Annotated in this window: 14 protein-coding genes and 2 pseudogenes; 11 read left to right on the forward strand and 5 right to left on the reverse strand. The window is 39.1% G+C overall.

Translation table 11 applies throughout. The annotated features are described in order from the left end of the window. The first annotated feature begins 75 nt into the window (after positions 1-75). From BM212_RS05515 to BM212_RS05530, 4 genes and pseudogenes are all read left to right on the forward strand, one after another. Positions 76-2538 (forward strand): annotated as a pseudogene (locus BM212_RS05515) (heavy metal translocating P-type ATPase). 205 nt (positions 2539-2743) lie between these two features. After that, positions 2744-4102 carry a YjiH family protein gene (locus tag BM212_RS05520; RefSeq protein WP_245750937.1) on the forward strand — a complete coding sequence of 453 codons (1359 nt, stop codon included), beginning with the start codon at positions 2744-2746 and terminating at the stop codon, positions 4100-4102. 182 nt (positions 4103-4284) lie between these two features. Continuing rightward, positions 4285-5178, forward strand: a complete 894-nt coding sequence (locus tag BM212_RS05525; protein ID WP_091897067.1) for a hypothetical protein — start codon at positions 4285-4287, stop codon at positions 5176-5178. Continuing rightward, positions 5178-5759, forward strand: coding sequence for a hypothetical protein (locus BM212_RS05530; protein ID WP_072693399.1), 582 nt, complete (start codon positions 5178-5180; stop codon positions 5757-5759). The genes BM212_RS05525 and BM212_RS05530 overlap by 1 nt, the downstream gene beginning before the upstream one ends. Before the next feature lie 463 nt (positions 5760-6222). Here the strand turns inward: BM212_RS05530 and BM212_RS05535 are convergent. Next, positions 6223-6384 (reverse strand): annotated as a pseudogene (locus BM212_RS05535) (ATP-binding protein); the annotation flags it as partial. A gap of 331 nt (positions 6385-6715) precedes the next feature. Continuing rightward, positions 6716-6931, reverse strand: coding sequence for a hypothetical protein (locus BM212_RS05540; RefSeq protein ID WP_072693398.1), 216 nt, complete (start codon positions 6929-6931; stop codon positions 6716-6718). Between the two features lie 309 nt (positions 6932-7240). On the opposite strand from BM212_RS05540, the gene BM212_RS05545 reads away from it, so the two are divergent. Both BM212_RS05545 and BM212_RS05550 read left to right on the forward strand, forming a co-directional pair. Next, the gene (locus BM212_RS05545) at positions 7241-7855 is read left to right on the forward strand and encodes an RNA polymerase sigma factor (protein WP_232226916.1); all 615 of its coding nucleotides are present in this window, start codon (positions 7241-7243) and stop codon (positions 7853-7855) included. A gap of 28 nt (positions 7856-7883) precedes the next feature. Further along, positions 7884-8504 carry a hypothetical protein gene (locus BM212_RS05550; RefSeq protein ID WP_143744913.1) on the forward strand — a complete coding sequence of 207 codons (621 nt, stop codon included), beginning with the start codon at positions 7884-7886 and terminating at the stop codon, positions 8502-8504. A gap of 65 nt (positions 8505-8569) precedes the next feature. On the opposite strand, the gene BM212_RS05555 is transcribed toward BM212_RS05550, so the two are convergent. Then, the gene (locus tag BM212_RS05555) at positions 8570-9172 is read right to left on the reverse strand and encodes a hypothetical protein (RefSeq protein ID WP_072693396.1); all 603 of its coding nucleotides are present in this window, start codon (positions 9170-9172) and stop codon (positions 8570-8572) included. A gap of 179 nt (positions 9173-9351) precedes the next feature. Between BM212_RS05555 and BM212_RS05560 the strand changes: the two genes are divergently transcribed. Further along, positions 9352-10263 carry a DUF4349 domain-containing protein gene (locus BM212_RS05560; protein WP_072693395.1) on the forward strand — a complete coding sequence of 304 codons (912 nt, stop codon included), beginning with the start codon at positions 9352-9354 and terminating at the stop codon, positions 10261-10263. 203 nt (positions 10264-10466) lie between these two features. Continuing rightward, positions 10467-10997 carry an ATP-binding cassette domain-containing protein gene (locus BM212_RS05565; RefSeq protein WP_072693394.1) on the forward strand — a complete coding sequence of 177 codons (531 nt, stop codon included), beginning with the start codon at positions 10467-10469 and terminating at the stop codon, positions 10995-10997. Between the two features lie 160 nt (positions 10998-11157). Here the strand turns inward: BM212_RS05565 and BM212_RS05570 are convergent, their stop codons facing one another. Then, positions 11158-11376: a helix-turn-helix transcriptional regulator gene (locus BM212_RS05570; protein WP_072693393.1), complete on the reverse strand. Its 219-nt coding sequence runs from the start codon at positions 11374-11376 to the stop codon at positions 11158-11160. Then, a complete protein-coding gene (locus tag BM212_RS05575; RefSeq protein ID WP_072693392.1) occupies positions 11377-11688 on the reverse strand; it encodes a DUF6442 family protein in 312 nt (103 codons plus the stop codon). A gap of 271 nt (positions 11689-11959) precedes the next feature. On the opposite strand from BM212_RS05575, the gene BM212_RS05580 reads away from it, so the two are divergent. The 3 genes from BM212_RS05580 to BM212_RS05585 all read left to right on the forward strand — a co-directional run bounded on the left by BM212_RS05580 (position 11960) and on the right by BM212_RS05585 (position 15164). Continuing rightward, positions 11960-13420: a DUF5050 domain-containing protein gene (locus BM212_RS05580; protein WP_072693391.1), complete on the forward strand. Its 1461-nt coding sequence runs from the start codon at positions 11960-11962 to the stop codon at positions 13418-13420. A 66-nt stretch (positions 13421-13486) separates the two neighbouring features. Then, positions 13487-13660: a hypothetical protein gene (locus BM212_RS12580; RefSeq protein ID WP_156849195.1), complete on the forward strand. Its 174-nt coding sequence runs from the start codon at positions 13487-13489 to the stop codon at positions 13658-13660. Positions 13661-13811: 151 nt separating this feature from the next. Continuing rightward, positions 13812-15164, forward strand: coding sequence for an ABC-three component system protein (locus tag BM212_RS05585; RefSeq protein WP_072693390.1), 1353 nt, complete (start codon positions 13812-13814; stop codon positions 15162-15164).

The raw sequence follows: 15164 nt of genomic DNA on the forward strand, positions 1-15164 counted from the left end.
ATAGTGTATCCATAGTTAAGGTTACAATCGTAAACGAATAATAAAAAATCATCAAGCAATAGAGGAGGAAGCCTTATGTTAAAAGAAACGTATGAAATAGAAGGAATGTCCTGTGCATCTTGCGCACAGACGGTTGAAAAGGCGGTAGCCAAGTTAAAGGGTGTCGACTCGGTCAACGTCAATCTGGCGACAGAAAAAATGAGTGTCGCTTACGACACAAACGTCCTTAAAAATCAAGAAATCGAACAAGCTGTTAAAGATGCCGGGTATAAAGCCAGTAAAAATACCCTGAATCATACTTATGAGATTGAGGGGATGTCTTGTGCATCTTGCGCATAGACAGTTGAAAAAAACGTCAGTAAACTCAGTGGCGTCAGCAGTGCCTCAGTCAACTTGGCCACTGAAAAGATGACTGTTGAATACGAGGCAAAAGCTTTATCTAAAGCGGACATTATGAAAGCAGTCCAAGATGCCGGCTACAAAGCAATCGATCTGGAAGAAAACAAAGAAGCAGGAGAAGAACAAGCAGACTAGAAGCAAGCACATATAAAAGAGATGTGGACCCGTTTCTTCTGGTCAGCCATTTTTTCCGTACCGCTTCTTTATATTGCAATGGGAGAAATGATTGGACTGCCGATTCCGGGATTTTTACATCCTATGGAACAAAGTACCGCTTTTGCGACCACACAATTGATTTTGACACTGCCGGTCATGTATTTCGGGCGTTCTTTCTTTACAAATGGATTTAGAAATCTATTTAAAGGTCATCCCAATATGGACTCTCTGGTTGCATTGGGAACAAGTGCCGCATTTCTATACAGTTTATACGGCACAATCTTGATTTACATGGGAGACAATCATTTTGCGATGAGCCTGTATTATGAATCAGCCGCTGTTATCCTAACGCTGATTACTTTAGGGAAATATTTTGAAGCCGTCTCAAAGGGCAAAACTTCTGAAGCTATCAAGAAACTGATGGACTTAGCACCAAAGACAGCCAATGTTGTCCGTGACGGTCAAGAGATAGAGATCGGCATTGATCAAGTGATGACAGACGACATCGTGATTGTTCGACCAGGAGAGAAAATTCCAGTCGATGGTGTGATCGTTGAAGGTACATCTGCAGTAGACGAATCGATGATCACTGGAGAAAGTCTACCTGTAGAAAAGAATGAAGGAGATAATGTCGTCGGTGCCAGCATCAATAAAACCGGCTCGTTCAAATTCAAAGCAACAAAAGTCGGAAAAGACACCACGTTATCTCAAATCATTCAACTAGTAGAAGAAGCACAAGGATCAAAAGCACCGATTGCACAGCTGGCGGATAAATTATCTGGTGTATTCGTACCGATCGTTATTGGCTTAGCGATTCTCTCTGGACTTGTCTGGTTCTTTTTAGGACAAGAGTCTTGGGTATTTGCCTTGACAATCACAATCTCCGTACTGGTGATCGCTTGTCCCTGTGCACTTGGCTTGGCAACACCGACAGCGATCATGGTCGGAACGGGCAAAGGAGCAGAAAACGGCGTCTTAATTAAAAGCGGAGATGCGCTGGAATCTACCCAGAAAGTCCAAACGATTGTATTTGATAAAACCGGAACGATCACAGAAGGTAAGCCCGTTGTGACAGATATCCTCAACTACAATGGGTATAGCCAAGAAGAGGTATTGGAATTAGCGGCTTCTGCAGAAACAGGTTCTGAACACCCGCTTGGTGAAGCAATTGTGGAAGGGGCCAGAGAACGCGGCTTGCGGTTAGAGTCAGTGAAGAACTTTAATGCAATTCCGGGACAAGGCATCAAAGTAACCGTTGGAAAGCAAGACTTGCTGTTAGGAAACAAAAAACTGATCACAGAAAACAACATCGATCTATTGGATTCACAAGCAGCAGCTGATCATCTGGCAGCTGAAGGAAAAACGCCTATGTTTATCGCAGCGGACGGTCAACTGATTGGGATCGTTGCAGTAGCCGACACGATCAAAGAACACAGTGTCCAGGCAATCGAAAAACTGCATAAAATGGGTATTCAAGTAGCGATGATTACCGGCGACAACAAAGGGACTGCAAACGCAATTGCCAAACAAGTCGGCATCGACCGCGTATTCAGTGAAGTCTTGCCTGAAGATAAAGCCAACGAAGTACAAAAACTTCAAAGCGAAGGGATACACGTGGCAATGGTCGGAGATGGTATCAATGATGCACCGGCATTAGCACAAGCGGACATCGGAATCGCAATCGGTTCAGGAACAGATGTCGCGATCGAATCAGCGGATATCGTTTTGATGAGAAGCGACTTGATGGACGTACCGACAGCAATCGAGCTCAGCCGTGCGACGATCAAGAATATCAGAGAAAACCTATTCTGGGCATTTGCTTATAATGTACTTGGAATCCCGGTCGCAATGGGTATCCTCTATGCATTCGGGGGACCATTATTGAATCCGATGATTGCCGGAGCCGCAATGAGTTTCAGTTCAGTATCTGAATTGTTGAATGCACTAAGATTGAAACGATTTAAAGCGAAACGCATAGATTGAAAATAAAGAAAGGGTCAACTTCTCAATCATAGGAGAGGTTGATCCTTTTATTATGGATTTTTTTGCTTATGTAAAGCAGCTGCCCCAATCCAATTGAAACGATTTATTCATTTGTACAATCATTTATACATATAGAAGCGGTTTAATTGTATTCAGTATCCAGATATGATAACCTTTAGACCGTTGTAAATTGGAGGAAATATAAGTGATCAAAAATTCATTCAAGTTTATCTTTTTATCATTATTGGGACTTGTCTTTTTCTTAGTTCCGTTTGAAATCGGCGGCGAAAGCAGCATTATGATCTCGCATATCATTGACTTTATTACGGAGAATATCTTTAATGCCTTTATTTTATTTACTCAAATCAGTGCTTGGATCGTTTTGCTGGGAACAATCATTTTTCTATTTTATACTTCTAAAAATAAATATGTGAATTCAGTATTTAAGGCTTCTCCTTTGAATGTAATATTGCGGATTGTCGGATCTTTCTTATATCTGATGGTGATCAACAAATGGTTCCTGCAGACGGGCGTTGGAAGTATTATTATAGATCCGGGAACCGGCGGGACCATGGCAGGAGAAGAAGGCCTATTGACGACCTTATACATCACATTTCTGGTCGGACTGCTGGCACTGCCTTTGCTGACACACTTTGGGATCGTTGAATTCCTGGGTGTGATTCTGGGACCGGTTATGGAAAAAGTTTTTAAAGTACCCGGCTTCTCAACGATTGATGCTATTGCCTCTTTCGTAGGAGATGGAACGATTGGAATCGTCGTGACGGATAATCAGTATCAGAGAGGGTACTACAGCAGAAGAGAAGCTTATGTGATATCGACTAGTTTTTCGGTCGTAGGGATCGCTTTTGCGGCTGCAGTGGCACAGGAGCTGGGGTTCAGCTCAATTTTTCCAATCTTTTACGGTTCAATTTTAGTAGTAACACTGATACTGGCATTTATCACAGCGAGATTGCCAAGGAAGAAGTTTCCGGCAGCCTACTATCAGGGGAAAGAACCGAAAACGGCAGAGACCCCGGAGGGTAAATCGAAGTTCAAACATGCTTACGAATCAGCGATCGAACAAGCAGAGTCTTCTACAGTCGGTGGAGCTTTAAAAGAAGCCGTTAAAAATATCATTAATATTTACGTCAGCTTTTTGCCGATCATTATGGCTGTTGGAACGGTTTCACTGATTATCGCAGAGTACACGCCGTTTTTCGACATCATTAGTGCTCCGCTGTTTTATGTCTATGACTGGATCGGTTTCAGTTCGGAAGTAGCCAGCCAGATGGCACCAGCATCTCTAGCAGGATTTGCAGATATGTATCTGCCGGCACTATTCATTACGGATGTGTCTTCTGAAGCAGCTCGCTTCTTTATCGGCGTTCTCGCTTTCACACAGCTGGTCTTCATGTCAGAAACGGGCATGATTTTGATCAAAACAAAAATCGGACTGAATTTCTGGGATATTGTAAAAGTCTTTATTTTTAGAACCGTTATTTCAATTCCGATTTTGATGGGCATTACTTACGGCTTATCCTTGATTGGCGTTATTTCATTTTAAATAATCATTCTATACAGTATCTGGATCAGTGAGAGCCGCTGAGACGGATGCTGTATTTTTTATAGAAAAGCAAAAGTCTCTTTGCATAAAGCATGTAATTTCTATAAAATTTACCTAAGAGAATAGGAATCATTACATAAAGAACAAGTTGAATAGAATAACAGAAATTGGGGAGAACAAATTTGAAAGTGAATAATCGACTGTTTCTGAGTATACTTGGAAGCATCTCAACCATCGCAATCATAGGTTTTTTATTTTTAAGTTACATAAAATTGGACGAACCGCTGTTTTTTGAACAGTATTATGAGCAGCAAGTGACCGTTTTGTCAGATGGAGATTTAGACTCGCATGGCGGGGAATTTGAGTTGAAATACCTTACAAATGCGTTTGAAGATAAGACAGTCATTCATGTGGAGTTTCCAGAGGAACCGGATTTAGCATTTCAGGCTTCAGAGTATCCATTTGGTATAAGTCCGAATTCAACTCCAACTCCAGAGGAAACTAAGGGGCCGTATTCTGTCCGAACCGTTTATGTACAACCGCTTGAACTATTTGGGGCTGAACAATTCGACCAGACAACCTTGACCCAAGTAAAACTTTTCTTCAGTGATAACAGTTCAATGACTGTCGATATAGGGGAAGTGAACTTCTATACTGTTTCTCCTGATCAATTAGATACAGAGCCGCTCAACTTCTTTAGTTCCACCAGCACCTCTGAAGGAGATACTAGTCATTTTTATGAAGTGAAAAGTGAGGTCACACTGACAGGGATACATTCTGAGCATTTAGACAAGTATGCTGACTGGATAAATTTTAAAATAAACGACCAGCCCTTAGAAACCTGGATTGGAAAAACATTCCAATCTGGGGAAACGATCAGTGGCAGCAGTGAAATGGTTGAAAATTATAATAGAGATACTCTGGACCGCTTTACCGAAATCAAGATTCGTCCAGAACTCACTCTCACGGATGCGGAGGGACAGCAGCATACGAGCCGAACGTTTGAAATAGAGGACAGAGAAGCGTTTACGTTCTTCAACTTGTTGGAATATGTAAAAGCGAGAGGAGCATTGTAATGTCAGAAGCATATAAGAAACTATTCTGGGGTGTGTTTTTTGCGAATATCCACCTGCACATTGGGGCCATCACGCTGCTTCCGGCATTTGTCGGATTTCTGATCGCCTATTCAGGACTGTCAGATCTAGATATGAAAACGGAGACGGCAGCAAAATCATTTGACTTGCCGCAAGGAACACTGCTGGCTCTCGTAATTTTGACTGCTATCTATTCTGCATTCAATTTATTTACAGGCAGTCAGTATGAAACAATGCCGCTGGTGTCGTTTATTCCGACTGTATTCTCCGTGATGGAGTTAGTCGCTTTTCATAAGATTCTTGAAGTGTCCGTAACTGAGTTCCAAGCACGCGACTTTACATATGGAGTGGAAAAATACAGCCGCCGAGACAGAGTCTATATCCTTTTAAAAGGACTCTCTGCGCTGTTGCTGACGCTGAACCTCGTATTCAGCAGTCTGGTATTGTTCATACCAGGAACTTTGCTGGAAGTCGCTGCCATCATTTACCTGCTGGTGATCTTCCACTCATTGAAAAAAGATACAGAAGAAATGGAGATAGAGTATTTTAGGGATATTCTTTAATAGGAAGTGGTTAAACTGCTTTGATTTTAAAAAGAGGTTGGAGCATAAGTCTTTGATTAACATTGTTTTGCAAAATCAGAAAAGTATAAAATCCGTTAAATCAAGGATTAGATATCCTAGATTTAACGGCTTTGTTCTATTCGGCTAGTTTTGTTCCAACCTCTTATTTTTGATCGGTTAAATTAAAGAAAGTGTTAGAGTTGTAATGTCCTATTCAGCTGCTAAATAAGAAAATAATCTAAACGTGTCTGTAACTTGTGCATGATCTGGATCGCTGATGTTTTCTAAAGGAACCCCCATGACAATGCTGATATACTCCTGGCCGTCTACTAAGCCGAGAGTTGCCCAATTCTGTCCAGATTCTTCTGTGGTTCCGGACTTGCCGCCGATAATTTCAAACTGTATATAGAATAAAAGAACAATTTTAAATTTGAACTAGGGTAATCCTTAAACCTTTCTTAAATCAAGATTGGCTGTTCTCTAGAGGCAGTCTGACTTCAAAGACGGTTTGAACAATATCACTTTCAGCAGAAATCGTTCCGCCATGTTGTTCAACAATATTCTTAGCAATAAAGAGTCCTAGACCAGTGCTGTTTTGTTGCTGTGTACGCGAACGGTCTCCTGTTGGAGATGCAGGTACAGCTTACTTGATCAATAAATATAAGACGCTCGCAGTTTTATCGATTATCCTGATGGCGCACCTTTTGTTTTTCGCTGTCCTTTAAACTGAGATCAAAAGTTTTTTTACAACTGGTCATGATGCACGCTGCGTTTTTGCATCCGAGACAAAGAGCAGAAGCTGGCAGAATATGATTAAACTAGAGCCCCGGATAAAATGAACCGGAAAATAAAACTCCGTCAAATGCAGGGAATCATTTCCTTGATTTGATGGAGTTTTTAATGCTTTCCTTTCCAATACTCACTCAAAAAGATGATTATTCCTGATCTATTATTATTCAGTAGCAGTATCCAGCTTTAGTGACTAATTCCGGTGGATTTTCTTCAGGAAGTGGTTCCAAACGGGATATTGTGACTAGTTCAGGCGGATTTTCTTCAGGAAGTGGTTCCAAATGCGGTATTGTGACTAGTTCAGGCGGATTCGCGTCAGGAAGTGGTTTCAAACGGGATATTGAGACTAGTTCCGGTGGATTTTCGTCAGGAAGTGGTTCCAAACTCGATCTAGGCACCTGTTCTGTGATCAGAGAAAGGGTCAAATCATTCCATCAGGTCTTTTGGCAATCGTTTATGACCTGTCCAGGTTTATTCTCGCATGCAAATTCCTATTTCTATTGAAGAATAGATATGGCTATAATGGAACTAATAAACGTTCTGCTTTCTAGAGAATGTATCATAAAGAATAAAAAAGAATAAAAAATTTATTTAATTCTGCAACATTATGACTTGTTGAGTTGTATATAAGGTAAGACAGCTTTTTTAAGCCGTCTGATTTACATGGTTAAAATGGGTAAGGAGGAAAACAGATGCAGCAAGCTGACTTAATGAGTAATAGAGGAAGGAGGAGCGGACGCTTTTTTCAGACAATCTGTCATATGATTCAAGCCGTTTATTCTTTTGCGTTTAGCCGCCCTGAATCGGCGCAGTCAAAGCAGAAGGAGACCCATCAGGAACAGGCAAGCAGGTTAATGACATTATACGGGAATGCAATTTTCCGTCTCGCCTATTCTTACTTGCATAATAAAAGTGATGCGGAAGATATTTTACAAGATACACTGATCCAATATTTGAAAAAGCATCCGCAGTTCGAATCCGCTGAACATGAAAAGGCCTGGCTTTTGAGAGTGGCAATCAATCTCAGTAAAAATAAAATCAAGTACAACCATATACGCAAAACGGACGAATTGAATGAGACACTGACTGCAAAAAAGAGTGAGGACTTGAGCTATGTCTGGGAAGCCGTAAAATCGCTACCGATCAAATACCGAGAAGTGATTCATTTATATTATCAAGAAGGCTATTCTACTGCCCAAACAGCTGATATGCTCTCCAAAAAAGAAGCCACGGTCCGCTCTTTACTTAGACGTGCCCGTATTAAGCTGAAAACAGTATTGAAGGAGGCCTATGATTTTGAAGAATAACTATAATCAGGTGATGGATCATCTTGAAGTGACGGAGGAGATGCAAGACAGCATCCTGTATGCCATCAGTAAATATGACTTTGACCTATCTGAACAATCAGAACCTCAGAAGAAAACTTTCCGGATGCCGAAACATACCCTGTCTGTGGTAACAGCCGTCTGTTGTATAGGGCTATTCATTTTCGGAAGCGTCCTGATCTACAATCAGAGCAGCCGAAACGATCAGACAGAAATAGCCAGCGAGGATTCAGCGCTAGAAAGTGCACCATCGAGTGATGTTTATGCTTCAAGAGCGGCATTGTCAGAAAGTGTCGGTTTTGAGGTAGAGAACATCCAAACAGTACCATTTGAGGTGAAGAGCCGTCAGTATACATCCGGAGAAGCGGGTCAAGCCATGATCGAATTCTTTGGGGCAGAAAATACTCTGACATTTATTAAAGAAGAAAGATTTTATGAATTTGGAGACGGAGAGAACTCCGCTGCGGTGACTGAGACAATAAAAGTTAACGGCGTAACCGTCAGCTTGTCAGGAGAAGAAAATCAAATTTACTTGGCTGAATGGCAAAACGATGGATTCAACTATCGTCTTCAATTCGACCAGCCGATCTCAGAATCAGCTCTCATAGAAGTAATCAACAGTATACAGTAAAGAAAAAATGAATATAGAAATAGACGCGATAGCCATTAAGAAGACTATCGCGCCAATAATACTCATTAAAATTTCTTTTTCGGATGCTTGTCGATGATCTCAGGATATTTTCCAAGCAGTGCCAGACCAGGAGAGGTCAGCTTGTATCCGCGAACAGAGAAAAGTGATTCTAATTCATCTTCCAAGTAAGCAGAACGTACACGCTGCATCAGCTTGCCTTTGGTCAAGTTGGAAAAGCCGGATCCGCCTCTTTTCTTCAGCAGATCTTTTAACTGAGCAGCGTTTAGGTAGGTCAGAGATTCAAAGGTAGACATCTCTTTAACATAATGTTTTTCCAATAATTCATCCAAGGCCTGCTCTGCATTGATACCGTAAGTATATTCGAAATATTTTGGAAAAGGACTTTCGTTGGTAAAAGTCGAGAAACTGATACGCCAAAGTAAAATCAGATAGCCAGGCAGAATCCCTTCTTCTAAACGCACCATGTTACGCTTAGGAACAAGCGACTCAGAACCAATCTCTACAGCTTCCAGCCACTCATCCAGGTTTCGGTTAGGAGAGATATAAGGTGCTTCTTCATGCTGGTCATACAAAGATAGTGCCTTTTGAACTGCTGGATCTTCTAAGTCCAAGTGACTGTTCTGTAATTCAATATGTTGTGTATTCATCTTTCGTCGCCTCCTGCTTGCTGTTTATTACAGTTTACTAGAGGAAAGCGCAGAAGACAACGCTAATGCAGAACGGAATAACAAAGGGGAAAAGTGTGGAACATTAACAGTAGATTTAATATGTTTACATGTTGAGGAATTATAAAACAGCATAACGATCATCATTAGGGGGAAAGAAAATGAGAAAAAGAATAGTATGGATAGCATTAGTAATTATAATGATCCTGTCAGCCTGTTCATCAAACGGTGACGGCGACATGGCAGAAGAATCAGCTGATTCAAGTGTTGAAATGTCCGATTCGGAAATGGCATCAGAACCTGGGTCTTCACCCTCAGAAAATACAGTGATAGAACCGAAAGAAGGAGCTTCCAACACCAATCAAAGTGGGGAATTGATTGGTGAAAAAGTCATCAAGACAGTATCTTTAGAATACGAGACCTTAGATTTTCAGCAGACAACCGACACAATCGAAGATCTGGCCGACCAGTTTGACGCATATATAGAATTTTCCAATGAAACAACTGATGAACCGGGTGGTATTTCCGGGCAACAATATAAAAGCATCAGCTACACACTGAGAGTGCCGACAGAATCGCTGACAGACTTTCTAAATGCCTTGGAAGACATGAAGGCTTATAAAAAGAGTGAGACAATCGGAACACAGGATGTCACGCAAACGTACCGCGATACAGAAGCCAGAATCGAAGTCCTCAGAAACAAGGAAGCACGGCTGACAGCTCTGCTGGAAGAAGCAGGGTCTATTGAAGACATTATTGAGTTGGAAAACAGCTTGAGCGAGACGATTCAAGAACGAGAATCGTTACAGGCTGTACTGGAAACATTTGACAGTCTGATCGATTATACTGAGGTACAGCTGTATGTTATGGAGCGTCCAAGCCTATCAGATTCCAGCGGTGATCATCTGCCATTTATCGACAGAGTGAGCGAAGCCTTTATGGAATCGATGTACGGATTCTTTTATTTCCTGCAATCCCTTCTGATCTGGATCATCTATGCCATTCCTTTCCTGATCGTGATTGGTTTGATAGGCGGTATTCTCTATTACGTTCATAAGAAGAGAAAGAAATAAGCCATACCGAATAATAAAATAAGGCAGCAATAAAGAGGCGTTTTTTTTCTAGAAAAGACGTCTCTTTACTTGTCCTACTAAACAATTAAATAAATAGCAGATTTTACAGTAAATATATATAACAAGTTATGTCAATAAGGTAGAATAACAAGTGTTAAAGGATGATTCGAAGAAAAGTTGCGGGGTAAAAGGGGAGAATGCTCATGGAAAAATCGAGGGAATATGCTATTGAAGTCAGGGGGCTGACGAAGCAGTTTGGTGATTTTAAAGCAGTAAAGAAAATAGATTTGAACATCGAAAAAGGCATGGTCTATGGGTTTTTAGGACCAAACGGAGCGGGGAAAACAACAACCGTGCGGATGCTGGCGACACTGCTTGAGATTGATGGGGGAACAGCTACGATCTTCGGATACGATGTGCAGACAGAACCGAAAAAAATCCGTCCGCGAATTGCTTTGACAGGACAGTATTCCTCGGTAGATGAAGACTTGACAGGAAAAGAAAATCTGGTCATGATCTGTCGATTGATGGGCTTTTCCAGAAAAGATTCAAAGAAGCGCGCGCTGGATCTGCTGGAAGCTTTTGGGTTATTTGATGCTGCAAACAAGCAGACAAATCAAGCACTATTAAAAAGGTGGGCATTTCTTAGCTTTTCCATACAGCTGCTGGAATCTTTCCGAAAATACACATGTGAAAATCGGCAAATGACGATAACCTTTGGAGGAACTAAGTAAGCCAATGCACATGCAATGGATGAATCCTTATTGATAATTATAGAGTTTGTTGAAATCATTTATAAGGCCAACCATATCAAAAGGTTAAATAAAAATAGCGTATTCCAACTATCTTGGATTTGTACCCAAAGTAATTGTTATACGCTTTTTTTATTTGCAGTTAGTCAAAATAGAATATCTCTTCAAAGGTTTTATCTAATGCGATACATAAAATTAAAGCAAGCTTTGCCGTCGGATTAAATTGCCCCGTTTCGATTGAACTGATAGTTTGTCTCGATACCCCTACTTCTTTAGCTAATGCACCTTGACTAAGATTTTTTTCAGCTCTAGCCACTTTCAAACGATTTTTTAAAATAAGGGAATCATTGTTAGTCTTCATCTAATAAACTCCGTATTGGCTGAGCAAGGCAGCAAAATTTAGAGCGACAGCAACTAAACTTATGACTCCGGTAACCAAGTGTTTTTTATTATGAATATTGGAATACTGATAAAATGATGCTGCTGCAAGTTGAGTCATTAGAATCAGCAATATATCGCTGACAGTTTCTTTATTGAGCATCCTTAATACAAGAATAAACAGTGTAACTAGTACTACACCAATCCATCCAATACGAAATGCATAGGTTTTAATAACCTTTTCTCGTTCGTCCTGTTCTTTTCTGGCTTTTTTTAGAATTTCTTGCTTATCCATATGAATTCCTCCTTAACCTTACTTTATCAAAACTTGAGTTATTTGACAAGTTTTATTGTCATTTTGTAGTTAAAACTTGTCGAAACATTGAATTGACTTTTTATTGTTTTGTATAAATTTTTCGTAACAAGTTATAAATAGAAATGTTCATATATTTATTAAAAAGCGGTTTCTACTGAGTAGTCTTTTTTGTTAAAATAGAATAAATTAAACATACCACAATCATTTTTCAATAAAAGATGAATAGACAATTGATAAACAGGAGGTTCGAATGAAACTATTCAAAGACTGGTCACATATTGTATTAAAAAGCACCGTATTTTTAGTTATTCCTATTGCACTATTGATGCACTTTTATTATGGCATTCGTTTTTTGGAAGCTGATGCACTGCAGTGGATTGTGTACCTTTTATACATATTATTGATTTACAGATGGACGATTGATATTTATAGAAAGATTCAGAAAAAAGTTGAAGTGCAATCTTTTTCTGGACTAGAACAGCTGATAACAAAATACAAATGGAAAGTGATTGAGCGCCGCGTTCACCGGCTGATCGTCAGACCTAGATTCGATTTTCCCTTCAATAAACTATTTAATGGAAAAGTTGAAGTCATCTACGCTAACCAGCAAGTCACAATGATCGGGCAGAAATATTACGTAGATATTTTAAAAAAGAATCTGCAAGGAAAAAACAGTTTTGCAAATGGGAAAATCGTGACGGGATTGAAGATTGCTTTTGTCCTTTTCATTTTAGCGGCACCGGTTCTTCAAGGAAGAAATCTGGTCTGGGAATGGAAGGTGTATCAGCATAATGCAGCTGCAGAATCTATGAGCACTGTTTCTGGACTGGATCACAATGGACTGGGGAATACTGTAGAAAACACTAATAACTACGGATACGCCGTAGAAAATGAAGATCATGTATTTTACGTTGAAGACAGTTTGAATCTCGTTCGAACAAATCAGTTATTTGAACAGAAAACGTATCTATCTGAACAGACACAGGGTATAGGGATAGATGAACTGAATATTGTGGGAGAATGGCTGTATTACACCAGAGGAGAGGAACTGATCCGCAGTCGATTCGACGGGTCGGAACGAGAGATTATTTATAACTTGAGCTACTCATCTGATATACATATATACGAAAACTGGATTTATTTTATTAATTTCAACGAGGATAGCGCTCTCTACAAAATGGATTTGAACGGCGGTCAGCTGCAGAAAATGATGGATGGAGAAATCCAGGACCTGGCTCTGTATGGTGAGTTCTTATATGTCAGCCATCAGAACGAAGCAGGTCAATCGGTTGTTGAGCGCATGACGCTGGACGGACAGTATACAGATGTAGTGTTAGAAGCATCAGCAAGAGCGCTTGTTAAGCGAGAAGACGAGTATTACTATGTTGGGGAAAATGATCGGTTATATCGGAATCAGTTGAATAGTAGCACACACCCGGAGCTGATTATCGATGAGCGGGTGGCATACTATACGATTCATGAGAACCAGCTTTACTATAGCCCTTATCAGGCGGAAATGGGACACGAAGGAAAGGGGATCTATCAAACTGACCTCTCAGGCGCAGAACCTGCTCGAAAACTGTCAGAAGATACAATTGAAGGACTGTTCAAAATAAAAAGTGCCCTTTTATATAATGCTGTGAATGAACAATCGGGAGAATCTACAGTTCAGCAATTGGATACTGAAACAGGAGAAAGCAAGACACTCTAAGAAATAGACGAAAAGAACAATCAGCATGTTTACACTGAATGCTTCAGTACTTGGGGGAGAATAAGGATGAATAAATATCGTAACTGGATCGAGATAGCTGTCAGGAGTACTATTTTCATGCTTTTGCCAGCATACTTGCTGCTATTTTTAATTTATCGGTTGCTGTTCAATGCAGATTTAGACGTTTACTGGTTAGCACTGATTCCAATCTGGTGGATGACAAGCTCGCGACCAAGTTAAATATTACAAACGAATCAATCTATTAATACGATGTTTAGATAGAGAAGTATAGATTAATTATATAAACAGTATTAAAAGTATGTATGAAACAGTAGATACCTATTAACATAAACATAGAATCTGAAGATTTAATAATCAAAGGAGGAATACCTTGGACAATAGAAATGCAACAGCGAGTTGGAGTGGATATTTACATCAAGGAAAAGTGGGTATGTTTTTATCACTTCAAAAAATAAATGACTGTCTTTTAAATGATAAAGATTTTAATAGAATAACGATGGAATATGAATCAGCAGAAGATATTGATTTAAAACTAGGCAATGTAGTAATATCCAGACATCAAGTTAAAGCATATAAGAATGCAGAATATCCTAATGATTATATTGATGTATTGTCAAAGCAAAAATATGAGATTGAAAATGGAAAAAGAAAGTTAATCCAAAAAGGATTTCAAATAATGAAATACAATGAACAATCAGGCGAGTACGAATTAGAAGTAGACGAAGAAAGCAGGTTTTTGCATGTGATAAATGAAGTTAAAGGATTTAACATGGATAAAGTTGAGTTTGAAAGTACTTATAAACGGTCGAAGTATGTACCTAACGATAACAATATAAAACTATATAAATACCCTGATGGAAAAGATTTTTGCCCCTTACGCAAAGACGACAATGACAATTTAAAAGAGTTTTGTATTAAAGAAATTGAAAAAATCTTACACTCGCAAGATCACATATATAAAAATGATAGAAGCCATTGTGAATATATATATTATGAGCTTTTAAACCTATTAGATACTGAAATAAGGATTAATCACATAGAGGGAAAATATCCAAAAATTTTATTTGAAGATATTATTAATATTGTTACTAGTATAGAAAAAAAGAAAAATCAAGCTTTAAATATTATTAGAAGATCATTTGTAGAATGCTGGGATAAATTTGTATATGATCTAGAAATTAATAATATAACTGTTTCTGATGAACATTTTAGAAAAACTGAAAGTGTTATTAAAGATTTGAACTATCTAGATGACGCACAGTTCATAGAATTTCTCATGAAAATTAATATTCACAGAGTTATTGTGCCGGACGAAATTACGCCAGAAGATGTTCCGAAAATTTGTTCAGTAGATGCCTTTAATGAAATATTCTACAGTATCTTAATACAAGTAGATTCTCTTGAATTTGATAAGAATATTGTGGGGTATGATTTTGGAGAAGGATATCTTTTAACTCTAATTAATCAAAAGCCTGCTCGGATTGGGTCATTGTTGAATGATTTAATAAGTAAAAAATATTCAGTAGAGAAAATTTACAATGAAAAATACTTAATTAATGGCCATATTGATAACCATTTCATAGGAGAAAAGATTGATGAGGTTGCAGCCACGAATAGTGTAAATTGGAATCGAGAGGTTAGTTTAGATAATATATTTTACTTATCAAAAATGCACTTAATTAAGGTTGAGACGGCAATAGAAAAATTAAATGAGGAGAGTTAA

This window comes from Marinilactibacillus piezotolerans (assembly GCF_900114235.1).
Classification (GTDB): domain Bacteria; phylum Bacillota; class Bacilli; order Lactobacillales; family Carnobacteriaceae_A; genus Marinilactibacillus; species Marinilactibacillus piezotolerans.

What these genes read in the sequence shown, in the direction of transcription:
- BM212_RS05530 (WP_072693399.1), top strand. Translation starts at nt 5,178, where the DNA reads ATGTCAGAAGCATATAAGAAACTATTCTGGGGTGTGTTTTTTGCGAAT.
- BM212_RS05545 (WP_232226916.1), top strand. Translation starts at nt 7,241, where the DNA reads ATGCAGCAAGCTGACTTAATGAGTAATAGAGGAAGGAGGAGCGGACGC.
- BM212_RS05555 (WP_072693396.1), bottom strand. Translation starts at nt 9,172, where the DNA reads ATGAATACACAACATATTGAATTACAGAACAGTCACTTGGACTTAGAA.
- BM212_RS05560 (WP_072693395.1), top strand. Translation starts at nt 9,352, where the DNA reads ATGAGAAAAAGAATAGTATGGATAGCATTAGTAATTATAATGATCCTG.
- BM212_RS05565 (WP_072693394.1), top strand. Translation starts at nt 10,467, where the DNA reads ATGGAAAAATCGAGGGAATATGCTATTGAAGTCAGGGGGCTGACGAAG.
- BM212_RS05570 (WP_072693393.1), bottom strand. Translation starts at nt 11,376, where the DNA reads ATGAAGACTAACAATGATTCCCTTATTTTAAAAAATCGTTTGAAAGTG.
- BM212_RS05575 (WP_072693392.1), bottom strand. Translation starts at nt 11,688, where the DNA reads ATGGATAAGCAAGAAATTCTAAAAAAAGCCAGAAAAGAACAGGACGAA.
- BM212_RS05580 (WP_072693391.1), top strand. Translation starts at nt 11,960, where the DNA reads ATGAAACTATTCAAAGACTGGTCACATATTGTATTAAAAAGCACCGTA.
- BM212_RS12580 (WP_156849195.1), top strand. Translation starts at nt 13,487, where the DNA reads ATGAATAAATATCGTAACTGGATCGAGATAGCTGTCAGGAGTACTATT.